The organism is Streptomyces sp. NPDC027962 (assembly GCF_055566095.1).
Map to the genome: position 1 here is coordinate 34,264 of NZ_JBVHTA010000018.1, position 23,351 is coordinate 57,614.

The following is a 23,351-nucleotide window of genomic DNA, read 5'->3' on the forward strand; positions in this document are numbered from 1 at the left end:
TGGCTCCTCTCATTCCCCGCCGCGGAGGATGGAGTTGCCCTCGTGGAGGCCTTCCGGTTCCGGGACGTCCAGCTCGAGCCGTCCGCTGAGGCCGTAGAAGGCCACCGGGTTGCGCCACAGGACCTGGTCGACGTCGTCCTCGGTGAAGCCGGCCGCGAGCATGGCGTCCCCGACCTTGCGGGTCTTGAGCGGGTCGCTCCTGCCCCAGTCGGCGGCCGAGTTGACGAGGACCTTCTCCGTTCCGTACGTCTTCAGGACGGTGACCATGCGGTCCTCGTCCATCTTGGTGTCCGGGTAGATGGAGAAGCCGAGCCAGCAACCGCTGTCGATCGCGTGCTTGACGGTGGTCTCGTTGAGGTGGTCGAGCAGGACGCGGTCGGTAGGCAGGTTCGACTCGCGGACGACGTCGACGGTGCGGTGCAGGCCGGCGAGTTTGTCGCGGTGCGGTGTGTGGACCAGCGCGGGCAGGCCGTGGTCGGCGGCGAGTTGCAGCTGGGCGGCGAGTGCCGTGTCCTCCGCGGGGGTCATCGAGTCGTAGCCGATCTCGCCGACGGCGACGACCGAGTCCTTGACGAGATAGCGGGGCAGCGCGTCGAGGACGGGTGCGCAGCGGGGGTCGTTGGCCTCCTTGGGGTTGAGCGCGATGGTGCAGTGGTGGGCCATGCCGTACTGAGCGGCGCGGAAGGGTTCCCAGCCGAGGAGGGCGTCGAAGTAGTCGAAGAAGCTGGCCGGGGAGGTGCGGGGCTGCCCCAGCCAGAAGGCCGGTTCGACGACGGCACGCACACCGGCGGCGTACATCGCCTCGTAGTCGTCGGTGGTGCGTGACGTCATGTGGATGTGGGGGTCGAAGATACGCATCAGGACTCCTCGGCTTGCTGGAGAGCCGTGCCGGTCAGGGCCAGCACGCGATCCAGGTCGTGGGGGACGTCTCGGCCGGCGGCGGTCCGCTCCGCCGCGAAGTCGGTGAGCATGCGGGCGAGTTCGCCGTCACCGCGGGCGCGCTGTTCGAGACCGGCGACGGCGTCGAGGGGGACGCCGGTGAACAGGCACTTGAGAAGCGCGTGCCGCCAGGCGTGCGGTTCGAGATGGCCGGCGGCGTACGGGCCGACGGCGGCGGCCACGAGCCGGGTGTCGTTGGTGCGCAGCGCGTCGTCGACCAGATGCACGGCGTACGGGCCGTCGACGAGTGCGGGCAGGACCTGGAGCACGGCGCGGCGTTCGGCGGCGCTGCCCTGCTGGTAGATGCGGGTGAGGGTCTCCACGTCGGCGCGGGCCTCGATGAGGAGGAGGGTGCGGACACCGTCCGCGTTGTCCTGGCCGCAGTGGCGGCCCGCGGCGGCGAAGCGCAGCTCCCAGGTGTTCGCGGTGTACGGGGAGGGTCCGGCCGGGGGTGCCTGGGCGGCGCGGGCGGCGTCGGCGAGGGCGTCGTCGAGCCAGGCGCGGGCGGTGTCGTCGGCGAGCCCCGCGTCGACGTCCGTGCGCCTCCAGGGAGGTGTCTGCTTCACGGTGCCGTCTTTCCCTTCGTACGTGCGGCATTGAGGAACTCGATGGATGCGCGGGCCAGTTCGGGCCCGGCGTGGGAGTGCCGGGGCAGTTCGACGACGGTGAGACCCTGATAGCCGGTGGCCACGAGGGCGTCGAGGACCGGGGGGAAGTCGATCTCGCCGTCGCCGAAGGGCAGGTGCTCGTGGACGCCGCGGCGCATGTCCTCGATCTGCACATGCCGCAGCCAGGGGCCGGCGTGCCGCACGCAGTCGGCCGGGGAGACGGGCTCCAGGCATTGGCAGTGGCCGACGTCGAGAGTGAGGCCGAGGGGGGCGGGATTGCCGAGCGAGGTGCGCAGTTGGTGGAAGTCGGCGATGTTCCCGAGCAGGTGCCCCGGCTCGGGTTCGATCGCGATCGGCACGCCCGCGGAGGCGGCGGCGTCGAGGACGGGCAGCAGCGCGTCCTCCAGCCGCTTCCACGCGGTGTCGTCGTCCGTGCAGGGCGGGGTGATACCGCTGAAGCAGTGCACGGCGTGCGCCCCGAGATCTGTCGCGACCTTCACGGCCGTGATCAGCAGCCCGGTTCGGGCGGCGCGGGCGTCCGCGTCCGGGTCGAGAAGGGACGGACCGTGCTTGCGGCGCGGGTCGAGGACATAGCGCGCGCCGGTCTCGACGGTCGCGGTGAGACCCAGTTCGCCGAGCCTGCGGGCTACAGCGGCGGTGCGGGTCGCAAGGTCGGGGGCAAGGGGGTCGAGGTGCATGTGGTCGAGCGTGAGCCCGACGCCGTCGTAACCGAGGTCGGCGAGCAGGCCGAGTGCGTCGTCGAGACGCAGATCGGTGAGGCCGTTCGTGCCGTAGCCGAAACGCAGGGGTGCGGGCTGGGGGCTCACGTGAGGCTCACCTTCCGTGCGAGTGTGCGGGCGAGCGGTACGAGCCCCATCACGGCGAGTCCGGTGCCGCCCGCTCCGGAGCGGGCGGCGAGGGCCGCCTGGAGCGGGATCATGGCGCGGATGCCGCCGCCGACGGCGCGTTGTGTGAGGGGCGGGGACGGGTTGAGCGCGGCGTGGAGGTAACCGGTCGCGGCGGTACGCAGATACGCGGCGGCGAGCAGGGCGGGCAGGGTGGCCGCCACCCCGCCGCGTGGCCGCACGGCGAGGAGGCCCAGCACGGCGGTGCCGGCCAACGCCGCGAGAGGCACCAGGGTCGAGCCGCCCTGCGCCTCGTGCCGGGACACGGAGGTGACGGCGTAGGTGTGGGCGGCGAGCATCGCGGCGGCGGGCAGGGCGGTCCGGGACGGGGTGGAGGATCCCCCGCCCCACCCCTCCCCGAAACCCTGACGGGACACGGGTGGCCTGCCCCCCGGCCCCCGGGCGGCCGCTACGCGTCCGGTCGCGTCAGGCGACGCCACCGCGCCCCGGCCCACGCTTCCGCGGGCAAACGCACGGGACGGCGCCGCATCCGCGGCGATGCGCGACCACGCGGGCCATGCCGTCGCGCCCGCGCCGGGCGCTCCGCGTCGGACACGGGGGGCGAACGCCGTGGACGGCACCGCGCCTGCGCCGCGCCGCGAGCCGCGGGCGCTGCACGAGAACGCGTTGTTCACGAGGACGTCCAGGGTGCCGAAGCGCTCCACGGCGTATGCGACGGCAGCCTCGACCGACGCCCGGTCACCGACATCGCAGCGGAAGGCGGCAGCGTCCTCGATGGTGGCCGCGGTCCGCTCGGCGGCATCCGCGTCGATGTCCGTCACCAGGACCCGCGCGCCCTCGGACGCCGGCCTGCGTGCCGTCGCCCGGCCGATGCCGCGCGCCGCGGCCGGCGACGGCGTCCCCTGGGGTCGCGGTGGGGCGGGGGCGGTCGCGGACAACGTTGCCGTTGCGCCCAGGAGGAGGTCGAGGCCGCGGGCCGTGGCCATCGCGGCCGGGCCCGCCTTCGTGTGCTTGAGGCGGAGGTCGTAAGCCCAGACCGTCGCCGACAGGGCCGTTGCCACGGCGAGGGCGGAGCGGCCCGCGCGGGCCGCGAGGGTCAGGCCGGCCGCCGTGAACAACCCCGCCGCACCCAGCGCGGCCCGGGGCGAGATGCGCCCCGAGGGGATCGGCCGGTGGGGCCGGTCCACGGCGTCCTCCGCGGTGTCCGCCCAGTCGTTGAGCGCCATGCCCGCCTCGTACAGGCACAACGAGGCGCCCAGGGCGAGCGCCGTGCCGCGGTTGGGCCGCAGGCCGACCGCGGCGGCGCCGGCCAGGGCGTCGCCCGGGACGGTGAACAGGGCCGAGACGCGCAGCAGTTCGGCCCAGTCCCGGAGCGTGGCACGGCGTCGCGGGGGTCCGGCAGGAGGACGGGCCGCAGCAGCCCCAGTGGCCGGGGCTCGCCGGGTCGATTCGGATGTGCCACTCGCTCGCGCCGGGGCCAGGCGGGCCCGTAGTGAGCTGATCACGGGGTCTCCCGCAGCCGGTCGGCGAAGGACAGCAGCGCGGTGAACTGTTCGGACAGGCCCGCGGGGCCGCCGTCCGGGTCCTTGAAGTAGAAGCCGAGTTCGGGGAGCGGGCCGGAGAGGCCCGCCTCGTGGGCGCGGGCCACCAGCCGTGCCAGGTCCAGGACCAGCGGCGCGGCGAGCGCCGAGTCGCAGCCCTGCCAGAGGGTCTGGAGGATCATCCGCGAGCCGAGGAAGCCCTCGAAGGCGATGTGGTCCCACGCCGTCTTCCAGTCGCCGAGCGCGGGTACGTCGTCGATGTGGACCTCGCCCTCCGGGGTGTGGCCGAGGGTGTCGGCGAGGACGCGTTCCTTGCCTGCGTTCTTGGCGGCCGCCGCTGCCGGGTCGGCCAGCGCGGCGCCGTCCCCGCCGCCCAGCAGGTTGGTGCCGGACCAGGCCCGTACGGTCAGGGCGCGTTGCACGAACATCGGGGCCAGTACGGCCCGCAGCAGCGTCTGGCCGGTCTTGCCGTCGCGGCCCGCGTGGGGAAGTCCACTGGCCGCGACGGCGTCGGTGAGGGCCGTGGTGCGCAGCCCGGTGGAGGGTGTGAAGTTGACGTAGGGGCAGCCGGCGCGCACGGCGGCTGCGGCGTAGAGCGAGCTCGGCGGCAGCCGTACGGCGCCGGGCTCGGGGAGCGGTTCGGTCGAGGAGACATTGATGACGACGACCCGTTCCAGGGCGTGACGTGAACGGAAGGACTCCATGTCGGCCGCGAACGCCGTGATGAGTTCCTCGTCGGAGCGGGTGTCGCCGGCGCCGGGGCCTCCGGGCCGTATCTCCGCGTCGGCCGCGGCCAGTTCGGTGCGCACGGCGGAGGCGAGCCCGTGCGGCAGGACGCCCGCCCCCGTGAGGTGCTCCGCGCGCTTGGGCAGCGGGCAGTGGGCGGTGTCGTGGCCGCCGAGGACGAGCGAGGGCAGGGGTGGCAGGCCGGTGCCGGTGAAGGCCGGGGTCTCGGTCACCATGCCGGTCGGCGGGTGCAGTCCCGCCGTGACCGCCGCGCATCCGGCGACGGCTGTGGTGGCCACCGAGCCGCGTGCTCCGACGAACCAGACTCCGGTGCGTGCATTCCCGTCTCTCACGGGCTGCCTCCCTGCCATGTCGATGTTCCGATGTGGTGGAGGACGGCGGGCGGGGGGTACGGCGCCTCCCCGCCCGCCGCCGGCTCATGGGCGCACGGTGGGCTACGAGGGCAGCTGCTTCAACTGGATGTCACGGAAGGACACCTGGTCGTCGGCCCCGTGGTTCTGGATGCCGATGTGGCCGTCCTTGAGGCTGCGGGCCGGGTCCGTGTTGGTGAAGTCGTTGATCTTCACTCCGTTGAGGAAGACCTGCAGACGCTCGCCCCGGACGCGGATCTCGTAGCTGTTCCACTGGCCTGGCGGCCGCAGGACCTGGTCGCGTGCCTTGATGTTCGCGGACTTGAAGCCGTAGACGGCGCCGGTGGTGCGGTCGGCGGCGTCGGTGGCGTCGATCTGGATCTCGTAGCCGTTGTTCACCGCGGACCACGGGTCGTCGGAGGCCGGGAACCCGACGAAGACACCGGAGTTGTCGTCGCCGTCCATCTTCCAGTCGAGCTTCAGCGAGTACGAGCCGAGTTCCTTGGCCTGGTACCACAGCATGCCCATGCCGCCCTCGGTGTGGAGTTCGCCGTCGGCGACGGTGAACCTGCCCGGTCCGGCCTGCTTCCAGCCCTCGAGGGTCTCGCCGTTGAAGATCGGCCGGTAGCCGGTGCGGGGCCTGCAGTCGGCCTTCACCTGGCCCGTGGCATAGCGCAGGCCGCCCAGCAGGTGCCGGCGGAAGGCCGGCTCCGCGTAGGACTCCTTGGTGTGGCCGCCGCCGGTGTAGAAGGCGCGGCCGCCCTCGTAGGTCTGGCACCAGGCGATCGGGTGGTCGCCCTTCATGGTGCCGCCCTCGTAGGTGGTCTCGTCGAGGGTGGCAAGGACGCGTGCCTGCTCACGGGGGTTGGTGCGGTAGTTGTACCACTCGTCGGTGCGCTCCCACGGGCCGTCGATGTGCTCGGTGGCCGGGTGGGCGTGGTCCTCGACGCGGACGGTGGCGGGCTGGATGTGCGGGTGGGACTGGAAGTGGGCGCCGACGAGCCCGCCGTAGAACTCCCAGTCGTACTCGGTGTCGGCGGCGGCGTGGATACCCATGTAGCCGCCGCCACCCGCGACGTAGTTCTCGAACGCCTTCTGCTGCTCGGCGTTGAGCACGTCGCCGGTGGTGGAGAGGAAGACGACGGAGTCGTAGCGGGCGAGGTTGCTGGTGGTGAACTGGCCGGCCGCCTCGGTGGCGTCGACCGTGATGTTGCTGGTCTTCCCGAGCTCCTTCAGGGCCGCGACGCCGGTCCCGATGGAGTCGTGGCGGTAGCCGGCGGTCTTGGAGAAGACGAGGACACGCTTGGCGGCCTTGTCGACGGGGGTGTCGGAGAACTCGAAGTCGTCGACGTCGTAGAGCGCGCCGGCGCCGCCCTTGAAGACCAGGAACAGTTCGGTGGTCCTCTTGGTCACGCCCCGCAGGGGTACGTCGATGTCCTGGAACGTCTCCCAGCTGCCGGTGACCGGGACGGGTGCCGAGCCGAGGATCGGACCGTTCGGGGAGCCGGTGCGCACCTCGAGGAAGCCGCCGGCGCCGCCGGAGGAGACCCGGGCGGTGAGCTTGGTGGACCCGGCGAGGTTGTACGTTTCAAAGGAGATCCAGTCGCCGTTGTCGATGTCGCCGACGGTCTTGCCGCCGTTGGCGGCCGCCTTGTCGTAGGTCTTGATGCCGGACTGGTTGTCGAAGTGCTCGGCCTGCCGGTGGCGGGGCTGCAGCTGGGCATGGTCGTGGCTGGTCAGCGCGGCCTGGCCGCCGCCTCCGCCGTCGGTGTACTCGGCGTCGAGGACTCCGAAGATGTTGGCGTTGGGGTCGTGGCCGCCGTCGGCGGAGGTCTTGATGGTGCCGGAGCAGCCGGTGGCCGAGGTGATGGGGTGGCCGTGGCTGTCGTGGCCGAGGATGTAGTTCACCTTGACCTTGGCGCAGTCGATCGCGCCGTCCTCGGGATCCGTGACCGTCACCTTGAACGGGATCTCGTCACCGAAGCCGAACAGCGTGCCGTCCGCCGGGAGCTCGAGGGTCACCTTGGGCGCGGTGTTGCCGACCACGACACGGACACTGGCGGAGCCGGTGCGGCCCGTGGGGTCCTTGGCGGTGACCGTCGCCGTGTAGGTGCCGTTCCTGGTGTAACGGTGGACGGGGTCGGCCTCGGTGGAGGTGGCGCCGTCGCCGAAGTCCCAGGCGTAGGTGAGGGTGTCGCCGTCGGCGTCCGTCGTGCCCGCGGAGGAGAAGGAGACACGCATCGGCGCCTGGCCGGAGGTCTTGTTGGCGGAGGCCTCCGCGACCGGTGAGCGTCCGCCGGTGGCGTTCTCTATCCGGTACAGGCCGGCGTTCTCGTCGCCGCCGAACCAGGCGGTGCCGTAGTCGAGGACGTACAGCGCGCCGTCGGGCCCGAAGGCCATGTCCATGACCTGGGTGCCGGTCCAGGGGACGGGGTTGATGGACTGGACCGTGCCGTCCTCACCCTGCTCGATCCGCTTGATCCAGCGCCGGCCGAACTCGCCGGCGAAGAAGTCGCCGTCGTACTCCGCGGGGAAGGCCACCGGAGAGTCGGAGTCCGGGTTGTGCCGGTAGACGGGACCGCCCATGGGGGACTCGGAGCCGCTGCCGAACTCGGGTACGGAGCCGCCGTCGTACGGGATCCAGGCGGGCTGCGCGGGCGGCAGGTCGACGAGGCCGGTGTTGTGCGGCGAGGTGTTCTTCAGGTTCGCGCAGTCGAAGGTGGCGCCCGAGGTCTTGGTGGCGAAGTCGTACTCGACGTACGGGTCGTTGTCGCCGGTGCAGAACGGCCAGCCGAAGTTGCCGGGGCCGGTGACGCGGGCGAACTCGACCTGGCCGGCCGGGCCGCGCTTGGGGTCGGCGGTGCCGGAGTCGGGCCCGTAGTCGCCGACGTAGAGGATGCCGGTTTTTTTGTCGACGCTGAAGCGGAAGGGGTTGCGGAAGCCCATGGCGTAGATCTCGGGCCGGGTCCTGTCCGTGCCGGGTGCGAAGAGGTTGCCCTCGGGTACGGAGTAGGAGCCGTCCTCGTTGACCTTGATGCGCAGGATTTTGCCGCGCAGGTCGTTGGTGTTGCCGGAGGTGCGGCGGGCGTCGTAGGCGGGGTTGCGGCCCGGCCGGTCGTCGATGGGCGTGAAGCCGTCGGAGGCGAAGGGGTTGGAGTCGTCGCCCGTCGACAGGTACAGGTTGCCCTCGGCGTCGAAGTCGATGTCGCCGCCGACGTGGCAGCAGATGCCGCGGGTCGCCGGGATGTCGATGATCTTCTTCTCGCTGGCGTTGTCCAGTGTGCCGTCCTCGTTGAGGACGAACCGCGAGAGCCGGTTGACGCCGTCGAACTCCGCGAAGTCCGCCGCGGTGCCCTCGTTGGGGGCGTCACCTGCGGGGGTGTCCATCGGCGGTGCGTAGTAGAGATAGATGAACCGGTTCTGCGCGAAGTCGGGGTCCAGGCCCACGCCTTGGAGTCCCTCTTCGTCGTGCGAGTACACCGGGATGGTGCCGACGACGCGGGTGTTGCCGGCGGCGTCGGTCATCCGCAGCTCGCCGCTGCGGGAGGTGTGGAGCACGCTCCGGTCGGGCAGCACGGCCAGCGACATGGGTTCGCCGGTCTCCTCACCGCCCTTGGCGAGGGTCACCTGCTGGAATTCCTCTGCGGCCGCTGAACGGGCCGCCTCGGGGTCTGCGGCGGACGCCGCTGTCGGCGCGGTGAGGGCGAGCGAACCTGCGGCGAGGAGTGTGCCGGTGAGGAGCGCGAGCGCCTTGCGGCCTCTGAGCCTTGTTCTGTGCACGAATGTCCTCCGGTGTGCCGGTCGAACGGGCGGTGTGCCGTGGAACCGTGTGCCGTGGAACCGGAATGCGCCGTCACTCCTGAACCACCTGTGCCGTGTACACGAGATGGGACGGTAGCCGGGTTCGTCCTGGGCCGAAAGCCCTTGCGCAGCAGTGAAGTTGAACTTTTTCCCAGCACAGGACAAAGGTGTACCCGGGCAGCCCGGACCGGCCCGGCGGCCTTCCCGACCACCGGGCTCGGACCTGGTGTTCGCTAGTTGTCGCCGCCTCCGAATGCCGCGTCGAAGGAGGCGGTCGGCGGGTCGAAGTCGAAGCGTTTCAGTGCGGCAAGCGCTTGTGGAGCACCGGTCAGCCGGTCCATGCCGGCGTCCTCCCACTCCACCGAGATGGGGCCGTCGTAGCCGATCGAGCGCAGCATCCGGAACACGTCCTCCCACGGCACGTCGCCGTGCCCTGCGGAGACGAAGTCCCAGCCGCGGCGGGGGTCGCCCCACGGGAGATGGGAGCCGAGCCGACCGTTGCGTCCGTCGAGGCGCTTGCGGGCCTCCTTGCAGTCGACGTGGTAGATCCGGTCCCGGAAGTCGTACAGGAAGCCGACGGGGTCGAGGTCCTGCCAGACGAAGTGACTCGGATCGAAGTTCAGCCCGAAGGCCGGACGGTTGCCGACCGCCGCCAGGGCCCGTTCGGTGGTCCAGTAGTCGTAGGCGATCTCGCTGGGGTGGACCTCGTGGGCGAAGCGGACGCCCTCGGTGTCGAAGACGTCGAGGATCGGGTTCCAGCGCTCCGCGAAGTCCTGGTAGCCGCGCTCGATCATCCGCTCGGGCACGGGCGGGAACATCGCGACGAGGTGCCAGATCGACGAACCGGTGAAGCCGATGACCGTGTCGACGCCGAAGGCGGCCGCGGCGCGCGCGGTGTCCTTCAGCTCGGCCGCGGCCCGCTGCCGCACGCCCTCGGGCTCACCGTCCCCCCAGATCCTGGCGGGCAGGATGCCCTGGTGGCGCTCGTCGATGGGGTTGTCGCAGACGGCCTGGCCGACCAGATGGTTGGAGACGGCCCAGCACTTGAGGCCGTACTTCTCCAGCAGCGCGTGCCGCCCGTCCAGGTACGACGGGTCGGCGAGGGCTCTGTCGACCTCGAAGTGGTCGCCCCAGCAGGCGAGTTCCAGACCGTCGTAGCCGAAGTCACGGGCAAGGGAGCAGACCTCCTCGAGCGGCAGATCGGCCCACTGGCCGGTGAACAGTGTGAACGGGCGTGGCATGGCGCCTCCAAACCGGATCCCTGCCGGATTCCTCTACCGGACCTGTGCCTGTAGTGCCTGTACGGGGGTGTAGACGGCGTTCTTCTCGGCGCTCTCCTCCACCGCCGCGAGCACCCGCTGCACCTGGAGCCCGTCGGCGAACGACGGGACCGGGTCGGTGCCTGTGGCGATGGCCTCGACCAGGTCGCGCGCCTGGTGTGCGAAGGTGTGCTCGTATCCGAGCGCGTGACCCGGCGGCCACCAGGCCTCCAGATACGGATGCTCGGCCTCGGTGACGAGGATCCGGCGGAACCCGGCCGTGGCGGCGGGCTCGTGGTGGTCGTGGTACGACAGCTCGTTGAGCCGCTCGAGGTCGAAGGCGAGCGATCCGTGCCGGCCGTTGATCTCCAGCCGGAGCGCGTTCTTGCGGCCCGTCGCCATCCGGGTCGCCTCGAAGGTGGCGAGCGCGCCGGAGGCGAGCCGGCCGCTGAAGACCGCCGCGTCGTCGACCGTGACCGCCCCGCGCTCCTTGCCGCCCGATGCGGTCAGACCCGCGGAGACGCCCTGGAGCCGGGGCCGTTCCTTCACGAAGGTCTCCATCTGGGCGGAGACCCCGACCAGCAGTTCCCCCGCCAGATACTGCGCGAGGTCGACGATGTGCGCGCCGAGATCGCCGAGCGCGCCGGAGCCCGCGTGCTCGCGCCGGAGCCGCCAGGTCAGCGGAAAGTCGGGGTCGACCAGCCAGTCCTGCAGATAGGTGACCCGTACGTGCCGCAGGGCGCCGAGCCGGCCCTCGGCGATCAGCCGGCGGGCGTACGCGAGGGCCGGGACCCGCCGGTAGTTGAACCCGACCATGGCCAACTGCCCGCGCACGCGTGCCCGTTCAGCCGCAGCGACCATGGTTTCCGCCTCTGCGACCGAGTTGGCCAGCGGCTTCTCGCACAGGACGTGCTTGCCCGCCTCCAGCGCCGCGATCGCGATCTCCGCATGGCTGTCGCCCGGCGTGCAGACGTCGACGAGCTGCACGTCGTCGCGGGCCACGAGGGCGCGCCAGTCGGTCTCCGCCGCCGCCCAGCCGTGTTTGCCGGCCGCGGCGCGCACCGCGGCGGCGTCACGGCCGCCGATGGCGGCGAGGACCGGCCGCAGCGGCAGATCGAACACGCGCCCTACGGTGCGCCACCCCTGGGAGTGGGCGGCGCCCATGAACGCGTAGCCGACCATGCCGACGCCGAGTGTCGGCGGTGCGGCGTCACTGTCCCTCAGTTCCATGCGGAATCCTCCTCGTCGGAGTCACGATCTCGTCGGTGTGCTCTGTGGGGCCCGAAAGGATCGCCCGGGCGCGCCGGTCAGTTGAAGCCAGTGGGCAGGTACTCGTCGACGTTGTCCTTGGTGACGACGGCCGAGTAGAGGGTCAGGGAGGCCGGGATCTCCAGCTCGGCCATGCCGCTGACGCCCTTGCCCTGCCCGAGCGCACGGGCCAGGTCGATGGCGGAGGCGGCCATGGTCGGCGGGTACAGCACCGTCGCCTTCAGCACACTGTCGTCGGCCTTGATGGCGTCCATGGCCGACTTGGCCCCGGCGCCGCCGACCATCAGGAAGTCCTTGCGCCCCGCCTGTGCGATGGCGCGCAGGGCGCCCACGCCCTGGTCGTCGTCGTGGTTCCACAGCGCGTCGAACTGCGACTGGGCCTGCAGCAGCTGCGCCATCTTGGCCTGGCCGGACTCGACCGTGAAGTCGGCGGCCTGCCGGGCGACCTTCTTGATGTTGGGGTAGTTCTTCAGGGCGTCGTCGAAGCCCTGCGTGCGCTGCTTGGTGAGCTCGAGGTTGTCCAGCCCGGCGAGCTCGATGACCTTGGCGTTCGGCTTGCCCCTGAGCTGCTCGCCGATGTAGTTGCCGGCGTTGAGGCCCATGCCGTAGTTGTCGCCGCCGATCCAGCAGCGGTACGCCTGGGGTGAGTCGAAGATCCGGTCCAGGTTGACGACGGGGATGCCCGCCTTCATGGCCTGCAGGCCGATCTGGGTGAGCGCCCTGCCATCGGCGGGCAGGATCACCAGGACGTCCACCTTCTTGTTGATCAGGGTCTGGACCTGGCCGATCTGGGCGGCCGTGTCGTTGGAGCCCTCGGTGATCTCCAACGTCACGTCGGAGTACTTCTCCGCACGGGACTTGGCGTTCTGGTTGATGGCGTTCAGCCAGCCGTGGTCGGCCTGCGGGCCGGCGAAGCCGATGGTGACGGCCTTGCCGGGCTTGTCGTCGGCGACCGGGGCGTTGTCGGCGGCCGTCTTCTCGGACTTGGGCTCGTTGCTGGTGCAGGCGGTCAGCAGCGCGCCGGCGGAGATCGCGGCGGTGCCGAAGAGCAGTCCTCTGCGGCTGGTGGCTGGGATTTCTGGCATGACGGGTCAGCCCCTTCAACTAAACGGTGTGGGCGGTGCGAGAAGGTGTCGGAGGAAGCGGGAGGAGCGGGACGTGCGGTGTCAGGCGTCGCCGCCCCGCAGCGTCCGGTGCTGGACCAGTACGGCGGCGACGATGATGGCGCCCTTGGCGATCTGCTGGACCGCGCTCTCGAGGTTGTTGAGGGCGAAGATGTTGGTGATCGTGGTGAAGACGAGGACACCGAGGACGGAGCCGACGATGGTGCCGCGGCCGCCGCTGAGCAGCGTGCCGCCGATGATCGCGGCGGCGATGGCGTCGAGTTCGTAGAGGTTGCCGTTGGTGTTCTGGCCCGAGCCCGCCAGCACGATCAGCATGAAGGCGGCGATCCCGCAGCACAGGCCGGACAGCAGGTACAGGTAGAGGCGCTGCCGGCGTACGTCGATGCCGGCGAGCCGAGCCGCCTCCGCGTTGCCGCCGACGGCGACGGTGCGGCGGCCGAAGGTGGTGCGGTTGAGCAGCAGCCAGCCGATGGCGGTGACCGCGGCGAAGACCAGCACCAGCGGCGGGATGCCGAGGACGTAGGCGTCCCTGATGCCGAGGTCGAGCACCGAGTCGACGGTGACGATCTGGGTCCTGCCGTCCGTGATCTGCAGGGCGAGTCCGCGGGCGGAGGCCAGCATGGCGAGGGTGGCGATGAACGGCACCATCCTGCCGTAGGCGATGAGCAGGCCGTTCACCAGTCCGCAGCCCACGCCGACGATGACGGCGGTGAAAAGGATGCCGGCGAAGCCGTACTCCTGTGTGGCGACGGTCGTCGCCCACACCGAGGCGAGCGCCACGATCGCGCCGACGGACAGATCGATGCCGCCGCTGGTGATCACGAACGTCATGCCGACCGTGACGACGCCGATGACGGAGGCCTGGGTGAGGACGAGTTGCAGGTTGCTCGTGGCGAGGAACTCGTCGGGCTTGGTGATGCCGCCGACCGCGACGAGGACGGCGAGGACGCCGAGCAGCGACAGATTGCGGACATCGGCGCGCAGTCCGAGCGGACGGCGCGAACCCCCCTTGTCCGGGGTGGTCTTGGCGGCGGTCATCGGCGCGTTCTGCTGCGCCGGAGTGGCCGGCTGCGTCATGCCGTCGGGCTCCCTTCCATCACGAGGTCGAGTACACGGTGCTCGTCGAGCTCCCGGGCGTCCGCCGTGTGGACGACGCTGCCCTCCCGGAGCACCAGCACCCGGTCCGCGAGGCCCAGGACTTCGGGCACGTCGCTGGAAACGAGAAGTACGGCGAGGCCTTCGTCGGCCAGCCGGCGGATCACTGCGTAGAGCTCGGCCCTGGCGCCGACGTCGACGCCGCGGGTCGGTTCGTCCAGCAGCAGCACTTTGCAGCCGCGCAGCAGCCAGCGGGCCAGGACGGCCTTCTGCTGGTTGCCGCCGGACAGGGTGCGGATGCGGGCGTCGGGGTTGTCGGGCCGCAGGGACAGTTCCCTGGTGGCCCGCCGGGCGGCCGCCCGTTCCGCACGCTGGTCGAGCCAGCCCGCGCGGGCGAAGCGGGAGAGGGTGGACACGGAGACGTTGCGGGTGACGGACTCGAGCATCAGCAGCCCCTGCGCCTTGCGTTCCTCCGGGGCGAGCCCGATCCCCGCGCGGACGGCGGCGCGGACGCTGCCGGTGCGCAGGACGGTGCCGTCGACGAGGACGCGGCCGGCGTCGGCCTTGCGCGCGCCGTAGATCGTCTCCAGGATCTCGCTGCGCCCCGATCCGACGAGTCCGGCCAGGCCCACGATCTCGCCGGGCCGCAGTTCCAGGTCGACCGGGGCGAACTCGCCCTTCCTGGTGAGACCTTCGACGCGCAGTACGGGCTCTTTCGCGGCGGCGGCACCGCTCGCCGGGCGCTCGGGGAAGACGTACTCGACGGTGCGTCCCGTCATCAGGGCAACGATGTCATGGGTCGGGGTCGATTTGGCGGGCAGGCCGACGGCGACCGCCCGGCCGTCCTTGAGCACGGTGACCCGGTCGCCGATGCGCCGGATCTCCTCGAGGCGGTGGGAGATGTAGACGACGGCGACACCGCCGGCGGTCAGGTCGCCGACGATCCGGAAGAGGTTGTCGACCTCGTCGGGGTCGAGGGCGGCCGACGGCTCGTCCATCACGATCAGCCGCACCTCGTGGGAGAGCGCGCGTGCCATCGAGACGATCTGCTGCTGTGCCGCGGAGAGTTGACCCACGAGACGCGCGGGGTCGATCTCCGGGTGGCCGAGCCGCTCGAGCAGTCGGGTGGCCGCGGTACGGGCCGTACCGCCGCGCACGACAAATCCGGCGGAGGTGGGCTCGTGCCCGAGGAAGACGTTCTCCGCGACGGACAGCCCCTCCACCAGGTCGAGTTCCTGGTAGATGGTGGCGATGCCGAGGCGCATGGCGGCGATGGGCGACCTGAGGGCCACGGCCTCGCCACGCCAGGCGATCTCCCCGCCGTCGGGCTGATGGGCCCCGGCGAGCACCTTGATCAGGGTGGACTTGCCGGCGCCGTTCTGACCGAGGAGGCAGTGGACTTCGCCGGCCAGGACCTCGAGGTCCACCCCGTCCAGGGCACGGACGCCCGGGAAGGACTTGGTGATGCCGGACATGGTGAGCAGCGGTGGTTCTGAGGCCATGACAAGTCCCCTCGGCGGGTGCGGCCGGTGAGCGGGCAGGGTGGAACCAGGTGCGTGTGTTTGTTGCTGAACCGTTTGCGACGCCGGCCTGAAGGTCAGGCCGGCGAGAACAGATGGTCGCTGATGAGCCGTGCCGCGCCGATGACTCCGGCGGTCGGACCCAACTCGCCCAGCACGATGGGAAGATTGCCGGTGGCCAGCGGCAGGGACTGCCGGTAGACCTGGGTACGTACGCTGGCGAGCAGGGTGTGGCCGAGACCGGTCACACCGCCGCCGATGACCACGAGACCCGGGTTGAAGAAGCTGACGAGTCCCGCGATGACCTGGCCGAGACGGTTGCCTCCCTCACGGATGAGGTCGATGGCCGTGGCGTCCCCGGCGGCCGCGGCGGCGGACACATCCGCGGCCGTGAGCCGACCGGCCGCCTCCAGCCGGGCGGCGAGCTCGGGCGACCGGCCGGCGCGCGCCGCGTCCTCGGCGTCCCGCGCGAGCGCGGCGCCACTGAAGTGCGCCTCCAGACAGCCCCGGTTGCCACAGGCGCAGGCGCGGCCGTCCGGTGCGACCTGGATGTGGCCGATGTCGCCGGCGCTGCCGGTCGTACCGCGGTAGACGTCGCCGCCGACGACGATGCCGCAGCCGATGCCTGTGCCGATCTTGATGCACAAGAAGTCGCCCACGGAACGTGCGACGCCCGCGTGCTGCTCCCCCATGGCCATCAGGTTCACGTCGTTGTCGACCATCACCGGACAGCCCAGGTCCTGGCTGAGCGCCTCCCGCACGGGGAACCCGTCCCAGCCCGGCATGATCGGCGGCGCGACCGGCACGCCCTCGGGGTAGCGGACGGGGCCGGGCACGCCGATGCCCGCCCCGTCGAAGCCCTCCGCAAGCCCGGAGGCCTTGAGCTTCGCTGCCATCGCCAGCACCTGCTCGAAGACCGCCACCGGCCCCTCACGGACGTCCATGGGCTGGTTGAGATGCCCAAGGACCTCCAGTTCCGCGTTGGTCACGGCGACGTCGATCGAGGTGGCGCCGATGTCCACGCCCAGGAAGCGCAGAGCGGGCGCGAGCCGGATGTTGTGGGAGCGACGGCCGCCACGGGAGGCGGCGAGTCCGTCGGCGACCACGAGCCCGGTCTCCAGCAGCCGGTCCACCTCGACGGCGAGCTTGGAACGGGACAGGTCCACCTCGTCGCCCAACTGCGCGCGGGAGTTGGGGCCACCGTCACGCAGCAGCCGAAGCAGTCGCGCCTGGTGCGCGTTCGCGGGTCGAGCTGTCATCCGTCTCACGTGCCCCTCCCCTCCCCTGGCCTTCGGCTGGGGACCGAGTCGGCTGTGTCCGTCAGGCTTTCGAGGGGAACGTAGCAGCGCTTTACCGAACTGGGAAGAACTTGCGCGCAGTTCCGGCCCAACTTTCTCCACACTCGGGACAAAGACCTTTCGCGACCCCGGTTCCCGAACGCGGCCCGGCGCCTTGGGCGTGGCGTCTGGGGCGTGGCCCGGTCCGTGTTGCTCGGCGTGCGGGTGCGCTGCCGGGCGTTTCGGGCGTGGCCGGGTCCGTGTTGCTCGGCGTGCGGGTGCGCGGCCGGGCGTGGCCCGGCGCTTCGGGCCGGGCGTCTTGGGCGTGGCCGGGTCCGTATCCGGTGGTGTCCGGGTGCCGCTCCGGTGGGCGCGTCCCCCTCCCCCTGCCGACGGCGTCGCTCCCCATTACCTTCTTGGTGGCCGCCGGCCCGGGCCGCGCGGCTGATGAACAAGACGGTGCACACGCCCGGTGTCGCGCCGGTCCGCAACACGGCGATGCGGCTCATGCTCGCCGCCGGGATCGGGCGCCAGAGGTGCCGGGCCCGCCCGGCAGCGCCCCGGTTCAGACCTGTTCGCCCTGGTGGTAGGTCGTGCGGGTGTGCTCCGTGTGCGCGCGCATGACCTCCGTGGCCCCCTGCTCGTCACGGGCGGAGATCGCAGCGATCAGCTCCCGGTGCTCGATCCACGACTGGTGCCCCCGTCGGCGGGCGACCGGGGTGTAGTACCAGCGGACCCGGCGGTCCACCTGGCCCGCCAGTTCCGCCAGGACCAGGTTGCCGGCGAGCTCCATCACCTTGGCGTGGAAGGCGGCGTTGGTGGCCAGGGCCAGGTCGACGTCGTCGTCGGCGACGGCCTGCTCGCCCTTGGCGCACAGCGCTTCGAGGGCCTCGACGCCCGCCCTGCCCGAGTTCACCGCGGCGAGCCGGGCGGCCTCAGCCTCCAACAGCGTGCGTACGGAGAGGAGTTGATCGGCCTCCGCCTCCGTGGGCTCATGGACGAACGCACCCTGCGCGGGGCGCAGGTCCACCCAGCCCTCGGTGTTGAGCCGCTGCAGCGCCTCGCGCACGGGCTGACGGGAGACGCCGAGGTGCCCGGCGAGCTCGCTCTCGACCAGATGCTGACCCGGCCTCAGCGCACGGGTGGTGATCAGTTCGAGCAGCGCCTCGTACACACGCTCACGCAGTGGGCCGGGGCGTTCCAGCTTGGGCACGGTTCCCTGCGGCAGTCCTGCTGACAACATCGGCGGTCCCCTCCGGCCAACGAGCGTGAACAACAACGCGGCGACCGGCAACGGCGATCGAGCGATTGGCTATCGTCTACAGTCTACCGAGCGCAATCGCCAGTCACACCGAGACGCGGGCGGCAGTCACAGCAGTGGAAGCAGCCGGTCCAGAAAGACCTGCTGGCCTGCCACCAGCTTCGGCCGCGCCTCTTCCACGCCGAACCACTCCGCCCGGTCGATCTCGGGGAAATCCCGCATCACGCCCGATCCCCTGGGCCACTCCATGGTGAAGGTGCCGGGCACGACGAGCGTGGTGTCGAGGTCGCCCTCCATCGCCCACGCCGTCACGAGCTTGCCGTTCGACTGGCGCACCTCGCCGAGCGGATGCCAGTCGCCGACCGGCGCCTGGAGCCCCAGCTCCTCCTCGAACTCCCGCCGCGCGGCCGCCATCGGCTCCTCGTCGGGGGTGTACTCGCCTTTGGGAATCGACCAGGCCCCCTCGTCGCGTGCCGACCAGAACGGGCCGCCCATGTGCCCGAGGAGGACTTCGGCCTCCGCCTCCCGCCGCCGCCACAGCAGCAGCCCGGCGCTTCGCTTCGTCACCATGCGGCAAGTCTGCCCGGAGGCGTCACGGGCACCGGATCACCTGGCCCGCGTACGAAAGGTTTCCGCCGAACCCGAACAGCAGGACGGGATCGCCGGACTCGATCTCGCCGCGCTCGACCAGCTTCGACAGAGCCATCGGGATCGACGCGGCGGAGGTGTTGCCCGAGTGGACGACATCGCGGGCGATGACGGCGTTGACCGCGCCGATCTTCTGTGCGACCGGCTCGATGATCCGCAGATTGGCCTGATGCAGCACGACTGCCGCCAGCTCCTCGGGTGCGACGCCCGCCCGTTCGCAGACCTTGCGGGCGATCGGAGGCAGTTGGGTGGTGGCCCAACGGTAGACGGCCTGCCCCTCCTGCGCGAAGCGCGCCGGGGTGCCCTCGATCCGCACGGCGTGCCCCATCTCGGGCACCGACCCCCACAGCACCGGGCCGATGCCGGGCTCCTGCCCGTCCGGGACGCCCTCGACCACGGCCGCGCCGGCGCCGTCACCCACGAGGACGCATGTCGTGCGGTCGGTCCAGTCGACGATGTCGGCCATCTTGTCCGCCCCGATGACGAGGGCGCGGGTAGCCGCTCCGGCCCGCAGGGTGTGGTCGGCCGTGGCGAGCGCGTGGGTGAAACCGGCGCAGACGACGTTGAGGTCCATCACCGCGGGCGAGGCCATGCCCAGCCTGGCGGCCACCCGTGCCGCGGTGTTGGGCGACCGGTCGACCGCGGTGGACGTCGCGACCAGCACCAGGTCCACGTCGGCGGGCATGAGCCCTGCCGACGCCAGGGCCTTGGCCGCGGCGTGCGCGGCGAGCTCGTCGACCGGCTCGTCGGGACCGGCCACATGACGGGTGTGGATCCCGACGCGGCTGCGGATCCACTCGTCACTCGTATCGACCATGACGGCCAGGTCGTCGTTGGTGAGCACCTTGGCGGGCTGGTAGTGCCCGAGGGCGACGACGCGAGAGCCGGTCATGGGTGGCGTTCTCCTCGATCGGAAGTCAGGAACAACCCAGTCTTGGCTGCTACCGATCGGTACGACGGCATGTGATCCCACAGCTTCCGCGCCCGGACTTTGGAGCTTCCCCAAGGTCCGGCCGGCCGCGGTCACGGGACCCGGCACGATCCTTGCCCCGTGTAAAGGCATACTGCATGCAATATTCTGTCGACTCAATCCTCCACACATTCCGCCCTCGCTCGTCAACCGAACGCCGGGACCTGAAATGAGTCGGCCCAGACGCAGACGACGAGGGTGTGCGCACCGCGGCGCCGGCTGCAATCTGACCCTGCATGTGCAGGAGAATGAGATCGTCAAGGTCACCTGCCGCACGACAACCCGGTGACGCGCGGCAACCTCTGCATCAAGGGCCGCTTCGGCTACCAACACGTACAGAATCGGAACTGATCGCCATGGGACGGGTCACCGAGCGCCGCCGAACCATCCGTATCCGGGACGGGGTGGTCTCGTCCCGTCCCGACACCCTGGTCGCGGAGGAACCCCTGGAGATCCGGCTGAACGGCAAGCCGCTCGCCATCACCATGCGCACCCCGGGCGACGACTTCGCCCTGGCGGCCGGTTTCCTGGTCAGCGAGGGCGTGATCGACTCCGGCTCACAGCTGCGGTCGATCGTGTACTGCGCGGGTGCGACGGAGGACGGCTCCAACACGTACAACGTGGTCGACGTGGCGCTCGCCCCCGGTGTTCCGGTCCCGGACATCACGCTGGAGCGCAATGTCTACACGACGTCGTCGTGCGGACTGTGCGGCAAGGCCAGCCTCGACGCCGTACGCACCACGACACGCCATCCGATCGCCGACACTCCCCCGGTCCGCGTCGAGCCTGCTCTGCTCGCCGGCCTCCCCGACCGGCTGCGGGCGGCCCAGCGGGTCTTCGACCGGACCGGGGGCCTGCACGCGGCGGCACTGTTCTCGCCGGAGGGCGAACTGCTCGATGTCCGCGAGGACGTCGGCCGGCACAACGCGGTCGACAAACTCGTCGGACGTGCGCTGCAGGACGACCGGCTGCCGCTGTCCCGGTCGATCCTGCTCGTCTCGGGGAGAGCGTCGTTCGAACTGGCGCAGAAGGCGGTGATGGCCGGGATCCCGGTGCTCGCGGCCGTCTCCGCTCCGTCGTCGCTCGCGGTGGACCTGGCCGCGGAGACCGGTCTGACACTGGTCGGTTTCCTGCGCGGCCCCAACATGAACGTGTACGCGGGCGACGAGCGCATCGCCCTCGGCACTGGGGTGTGAGGCGCCCCGCTGCACGGGGGGAGTACCCCCTGCGCCGGCCGGGTCCTTCCGCGCGCCCCGCGTCAGCGGCCGTAGCCCGCCGTCCGGTGTCTTTCCGCGTGCCCGCGCGTCAGCGGCGGTTGCGGCGCCTGGCGTCCGACGGCGGCGGGATCATCTGGAGCGTGAGCGTCGCCGGGGGCGCGGCGATCCCGGGGCCGCCGGCCGTCGCCCACGTCAGCACGTCGTCCGTCGCGTCGTCGTCCAGCGCCCAGCCGATCCACGCGGCCCGCGCTCCGCGGCGGCGGCCCTCGGTGGACGGCTGTACGACCATCACATTGGCTTGGCCGCACGGCCCGAGACAGTCGCTTGTCCGCACCGCCAGCCGCCCCTCGGACGCCGCTGCGGCGTCACGGAGTCGGGCGAGCTGACCGGCATGGTCCGTGCCGGGATTCTTCCGGGCGTCGCCGCAGCAGCAGCCGCGGCAGACGACCAGCGTGCAGGGGCGGGCACCGAACGGGCGTATCGGAAACGTCTTCACACGGTGATCTTCGCACCCGGCAACCCGGCGTCCTGCCGCACGGGGGCGGCCGGGTCCAAGGTGTCCTGCGCCCGGCGCTTCGCGATCACCGCGCAGACCACCAGTTGCATCTGGTGGAAGAGCATCAGCGGCAGCACCGCGAGGCTCGCCTGCGCACCGAACAGCACGGTGGCCATGGGCAGTCCGGCCGCCAGGCTCTTCTTCGAACCGGCGAACTGGATTGCGACCCTGTCCGCCCTGCCGAAGCCGAGGCCCTTCGCGCCGAACCAGGTGAGGACCAGCATCGCCGCCAGCAGCACCGCCTCGACGGCGAGCAGCGCGCCCAGCCGGACAGGCGTGACCTGGTGCCAGACCCCGGCGGTCATGCCTTGGCTGAAGGCCGTGTAGACGACGAGCAGGATCGAGCCCCGGTCGACGTACCCGAGCACCTTCTTGTTCCGGACCAGGAACCCGGCGATCCAGCGGCGCAGCAATTGCCCCGCCAGGAACGGCACGAGGAGCTGGAACACGATCCGCAGCAGCGAGCCGGCCGAGAAACCGCCCGCCGCGCCGCCGAGCAGCAGGGCCGGGAGCAGCGGGGTCAGCACGATGCCGGCGAGGCTGGAGAAGGAGCCGGCGCAGATCGCGGCGGGCACGTTGCCGCGCGCCATGGACGTGAAGGCGATCGACGACTGGATGGTCGAGGGCACCAGGCACAGGAAGAGGAGGCCGCTGTAGAGGGCGGGCGTCAGCACGGCCGGTTCGAGCACACGCCCGGCGAGTCCCAGCAGCGGGAAGACCACGAACGTCGCGGCGAGCACTGTCGCGTGCAACCGCCAGTGCCGCAGCCCGTCGAGTGCCTCACGCGTGGAGAGCCGAGCGCCGTAGAGGAAGAACAGCAGGGCCACCGCGCCGGTCGACGCGCCGCCCGCCACTTCGGCCGCCGCTCCCGACGCGGGCAGCAGGGCCGCGAGGCCCACGGTCCCCAGCAACGCCAGTATGTACGGGTCGATCGTTAGCCAGGACGGCAGGCGCGGGGCGCGGGGGCGGCTCATGTGCTCCACTTGCTCTCGGATCAGGGTCGTGCCCTCCTCATGTTCCTCCGCCACCGGTTGATCGGGAATCCCGCACATCGCACTGATTGACATCACGATTCATGATGATGGCCAGGGGACGGGTGAGCGCCGGCGGTCACCGAGCGCGCCGCGTCGCGTCAGGTGACCGCCGGCAGACGGCCGCGGCTCCCAAGGTCGCCCTATGCCTCGCAAGCGACCTTCGAACGGCCGACGTCCCCTGTTGCTGCGTCAGGGGTGGGTCTGGTGGCTGCCGTTCGCCGCGGTGCCGGCCGACGTCGGCGCCGAGCCGGCCCTGGGGCCGGTGGCCGCGGGGCACTCGCCGCGTCACTCCACGCCCGCCCGCCGGCCCGCTGCGCGGTCATAGGATCGACGGCGTGTACGAGCCCACGCAGCTTCGGACCTTTCTCGCGGTCGCACAGACCCTGAGCTTCACCCAGGCCGCCCGCCGGCTCGGGCTGCGGCAGTCGACGGTCAGTCAGCATGTGCGCCGGCTCGAGGACGCGACAGGGCGGCCGCTGTTCAGCCGGGACACCCACAGCGTGGAGCTGACGGAGGACGGTGAGGCGATGCTCGGCTTCGCCCGCACCATCCTGCAGGCGCACGAGCGGGCCTCCGCCTACTTCACGGGGACGCGACTGCGCGGACGGCTGCGGTTCGGCGCGTCGGAGGACTTCGTGCTGACGCGGCTGCCGGAGATCCTGGAGGCGTTCCGCCGCGACCATCCCGAGGTGGACCTGGAGCTCACCGTCGAGTTGTCGGGCACCCTGCACAAGCGGCTGGAGGCGGGCCGGCTGGACTTGGTGCTCGCCAAGCGGGGGCCTGGGGCGACGCACGGCGAACTGGTGTGGCGGGACCGGATGGCGTGGATCTCCGCGGAGGGCCTGCGGGTCGATCCGGAGCGTCCGCTGCCGCTGATCCTGTTCCCGCCGCCGGCCGTCACCCGAGCCCGGGCGCTGGACGTGCTGGAGCAGGCGGGCCGCCCCTGGCACATCACGTGCACGAGCGGCAGCCTCAGCGGTCTCGTGGCCGCCGCCCGCGCGGGGCTGGGCGTGATGGCGCACACCCGCGGGCTGATCCCGCCCGGGCTGGTCACCGTGCCGGAGCGGGTGGGCCTGCCTGAACTCGGCACGGTCGACTTCGTCCTGCTGCACGGCCGGCGCAGGGAGGCGGCCAAGGAGGCGGCCGACGCACTGGCGGGCGCCCTGCTCGCGGCGGGCGACCGGCTCCAAGGACCGTCGGCGCGCTGAACAACTTCCGCATCGACCCTGGTACGGACCAATGCCGACGGGCAGGTAGAGCGGCGGTGAT

Annotated in this window: 19 protein-coding genes and 1 pseudogene; 3 read left to right on the top strand and 17 right to left on the bottom strand. The window is 71.4% G+C overall.

The features are described 5' to 3' along the window. Positions 1–9: 9 nt before the first annotated feature. From ACZ4SA_RS18560 to ACZ4SA_RS18630, 15 genes are all read right to left on the bottom strand, one after another. Entirely contained in the window at positions 10–858 is an 849-nt protein-coding gene (locus ACZ4SA_RS18560) for a TatD family hydrolase (RefSeq protein ID WP_468275546.1), read from the bottom strand. Continuing rightward, positions 858–1,505, bottom strand: coding sequence for an EboA domain-containing protein (locus tag ACZ4SA_RS18565; protein ID WP_468275549.1), 648 nt, complete (start codon positions 1,503–1,505; stop codon positions 858–860). Before ACZ4SA_RS18565 ends, ACZ4SA_RS18560 begins: the two co-directional genes overlap by 1 nt. Then, positions 1,502–2,374: a sugar phosphate isomerase/epimerase family protein gene (locus ACZ4SA_RS18570; RefSeq protein WP_468275551.1), complete on the bottom strand. Its 873-nt coding sequence runs from the start codon at positions 2,372–2,374 to the stop codon at positions 1,502–1,504. The genes ACZ4SA_RS18565 and ACZ4SA_RS18570 overlap by 4 nt, the downstream gene beginning before the upstream one ends. Continuing rightward, a complete protein-coding gene (locus ACZ4SA_RS18575; RefSeq protein ID WP_468275554.1) occupies positions 2,371–3,918 on the bottom strand; it encodes an SDR family oxidoreductase in 1,548 nt (515 codons plus the stop codon). The genes ACZ4SA_RS18570 and ACZ4SA_RS18575 overlap by 4 nt, the downstream gene beginning before the upstream one ends. Beyond that, positions 3,915–5,051, bottom strand: a complete 1,137-nt coding sequence (locus ACZ4SA_RS18580; RefSeq protein WP_468275556.1) for an inositol-3-phosphate synthase — start codon at positions 5,049–5,051, stop codon at positions 3,915–3,917. Before ACZ4SA_RS18580 ends, ACZ4SA_RS18575 begins: the two co-directional genes overlap by 4 nt. Positions 5,052–5,135: 84 nt before the next feature. Continuing rightward, the gene (locus ACZ4SA_RS18585) at positions 5,136–8,831 is read right to left on the bottom strand and encodes a ThuA domain-containing protein (protein ID WP_468275558.1); all 3,696 of its coding nucleotides are present in this window, start codon (positions 8,829–8,831) and stop codon (positions 5,136–5,138) included. Between the two features lie 254 nt (positions 8,832–9,085). Further along, positions 9,086–10,093 (bottom strand): sugar phosphate isomerase/epimerase family protein, encoded by a 1,008-nt coding sequence (locus tag ACZ4SA_RS18590; RefSeq protein WP_468275560.1) that lies wholly within the window; start codon positions 10,091–10,093, stop codon positions 9,086–9,088. A gap of 33 nt (positions 10,094–10,126) precedes the next feature. Next, positions 10,127–11,341, bottom strand: a complete 1,215-nt coding sequence (locus ACZ4SA_RS18595; RefSeq protein WP_468275564.1) for a Gfo/Idh/MocA family protein — start codon at positions 11,339–11,341, stop codon at positions 10,127–10,129. Between the two features lie 77 nt (positions 11,342–11,418). Further along, complete coding sequence (locus tag ACZ4SA_RS18600) at positions 11,419–12,465, bottom strand: substrate-binding domain-containing protein (protein WP_468275567.1); 1,047 nt, start codon at positions 12,463–12,465, stop codon at positions 11,419–11,421. An 81-nt stretch (positions 12,466–12,546) separates the two neighbouring features. After that, complete coding sequence (locus ACZ4SA_RS18605; RefSeq protein WP_468275569.1) at positions 12,547–13,581, bottom strand: ABC transporter permease; 1,035 nt, start codon at positions 13,579–13,581, stop codon at positions 12,547–12,549. Continuing rightward, entirely contained in the window at positions 13,578–15,101 is a 1,524-nt protein-coding gene (locus ACZ4SA_RS18610; protein ID WP_468275571.1) for a sugar ABC transporter ATP-binding protein, read from the bottom strand. Before ACZ4SA_RS18610 ends, ACZ4SA_RS18605 begins: the two co-directional genes overlap by 4 nt. Before the next feature lie 95 nt (positions 15,102–15,196). After that, on the bottom strand, positions 15,197–16,378 hold the full coding sequence (locus ACZ4SA_RS18615; RefSeq protein ID WP_468275573.1) for an ROK family transcriptional regulator: 1,182 nt from the start codon (positions 16,376–16,378) through the stop codon (positions 15,197–15,199). A 583-nt stretch (positions 16,379–16,961) separates the two neighbouring features. Then, entirely contained in the window at positions 16,962–17,639 is a 678-nt protein-coding gene (locus tag ACZ4SA_RS18620) for a GntR family transcriptional regulator (protein ID WP_468275576.1), read from the bottom strand. 126 nt (positions 17,640–17,765) lie between these two features. Beyond that, entirely contained in the window at positions 17,766–18,227 is a 462-nt protein-coding gene (locus tag ACZ4SA_RS18625) for an NUDIX hydrolase (protein WP_468275579.1), read from the bottom strand. Between the two features lie 22 nt (positions 18,228–18,249). Next, the gene (locus ACZ4SA_RS18630; protein ID WP_468275582.1) at positions 18,250–19,197 is read right to left on the bottom strand and encodes a beta-ketoacyl-ACP synthase III; all 948 of its coding nucleotides are present in this window, start codon (positions 19,195–19,197) and stop codon (positions 18,250–18,252) included. Between the two features lie 246 nt (positions 19,198–19,443). Here ACZ4SA_RS18630 and ACZ4SA_RS18635 point away from each other — a divergent pair. Next, positions 19,444–19,626: pseudogene (locus ACZ4SA_RS18635) on the top strand (2Fe-2S iron-sulfur cluster-binding protein); the annotation flags it as partial. Positions 19,627–19,631: 5 nt separating this feature from the next. Beyond that, the gene (gene fdhD, locus ACZ4SA_RS18640) at positions 19,632–20,471 is read left to right on the top strand and encodes a formate dehydrogenase accessory sulfurtransferase FdhD (RefSeq protein ID WP_468275584.1); all 840 of its coding nucleotides are present in this window, start codon (positions 19,632–19,634) and stop codon (positions 20,469–20,471) included. Between the two features lie 109 nt (positions 20,472–20,580). On the opposite strand, the gene ACZ4SA_RS18645 is transcribed toward fdhD, so the two are convergent. Next, positions 20,581–20,988 carry a thioredoxin domain-containing protein gene (locus tag ACZ4SA_RS18645; protein WP_468275587.1) on the bottom strand — a complete coding sequence of 136 codons (408 nt, stop codon included), beginning with the start codon at positions 20,986–20,988 and terminating at the stop codon, positions 20,581–20,583. Beyond that, the gene (locus tag ACZ4SA_RS18650; RefSeq protein ID WP_468275589.1) at positions 20,985–22,022 is read right to left on the bottom strand and encodes a bile acid:sodium symporter family protein; all 1,038 of its coding nucleotides are present in this window, start codon (positions 22,020–22,022) and stop codon (positions 20,985–20,987) included. The genes ACZ4SA_RS18645 and ACZ4SA_RS18650 overlap by 4 nt, the downstream gene beginning before the upstream one ends. 386 nt (positions 22,023–22,408) lie before the next feature. On the opposite strand from ACZ4SA_RS18650, the gene ACZ4SA_RS18655 reads away from it, so the two are divergent. Further along, positions 22,409–23,290, top strand: a complete 882-nt coding sequence (locus tag ACZ4SA_RS18655) for a LysR family transcriptional regulator (RefSeq protein WP_468275773.1) — start codon at positions 22,409–22,411, stop codon at positions 23,288–23,290. The last annotated feature ends 61 nt before the right edge of the window (positions 23,291–23,351 follow it).

What these genes read in the sequence shown, in the direction of transcription:
- ACZ4SA_RS18620 (WP_468275576.1), bottom strand. Translation starts at nt 17,639, where the DNA reads ATGTTGTCAGCAGGACTGCCGCAGGGAACCGTGCCCAAGCTGGAACGC.
- ACZ4SA_RS18605 (WP_468275569.1), bottom strand. Translation starts at nt 13,581, where the DNA reads ATGACGCAGCCGGCCACTCCGGCGCAGCAGAACGCGCCGATGACCGCC.
- ACZ4SA_RS18650 (WP_468275589.1), bottom strand. Translation starts at nt 22,022, where the DNA reads ATGAGCCGCCCCCGCGCCCCGCGCCTGCCGTCCTGGCTAACGATCGAC.
- fdhD (WP_468275584.1), top strand. Translation starts at nt 19,632, where the DNA reads ATGGGACGGGTCACCGAGCGCCGCCGAACCATCCGTATCCGGGACGGG.
- ACZ4SA_RS18580 (WP_468275556.1), bottom strand. Translation starts at nt 5,051, where the DNA reads ATGGCAGGGAGGCAGCCCGTGAGAGACGGGAATGCACGCACCGGAGTC.
- ACZ4SA_RS18610 (WP_468275571.1), bottom strand. Translation starts at nt 15,101, where the DNA reads ATGGCCTCAGAACCACCGCTGCTCACCATGTCCGGCATCACCAAGTCC.
- ACZ4SA_RS18600 (WP_468275567.1), bottom strand. Translation starts at nt 12,465, where the DNA reads ATGCCAGAAATCCCAGCCACCAGCCGCAGAGGACTGCTCTTCGGCACC.
- ACZ4SA_RS18625 (WP_468275579.1), bottom strand. Translation starts at nt 18,227, where the DNA reads ATGGTGACGAAGCGAAGCGCCGGGCTGCTGCTGTGGCGGCGGCGGGAG.
- ACZ4SA_RS18595 (WP_468275564.1), bottom strand. Translation starts at nt 11,341, where the DNA reads ATGGAACTGAGGGACAGTGACGCCGCACCGCCGACACTCGGCGTCGGC.
- ACZ4SA_RS18560 (WP_468275546.1), bottom strand. Translation starts at nt 858, where the DNA reads ATGCGTATCTTCGACCCCCACATCCACATGACGTCACGCACCACCGAC.
- ACZ4SA_RS18615 (WP_468275573.1), bottom strand. Translation starts at nt 16,378, where the DNA reads ATGACAGCTCGACCCGCGAACGCGCACCAGGCGCGACTGCTTCGGCTG.
- ACZ4SA_RS18630 (WP_468275582.1), bottom strand. Translation starts at nt 19,197, where the DNA reads ATGACCGGCTCTCGCGTCGTCGCCCTCGGGCACTACCAGCCCGCCAAG.
- ACZ4SA_RS18590 (WP_468275560.1), bottom strand. Translation starts at nt 10,093, where the DNA reads ATGCCACGCCCGTTCACACTGTTCACCGGCCAGTGGGCCGATCTGCCG.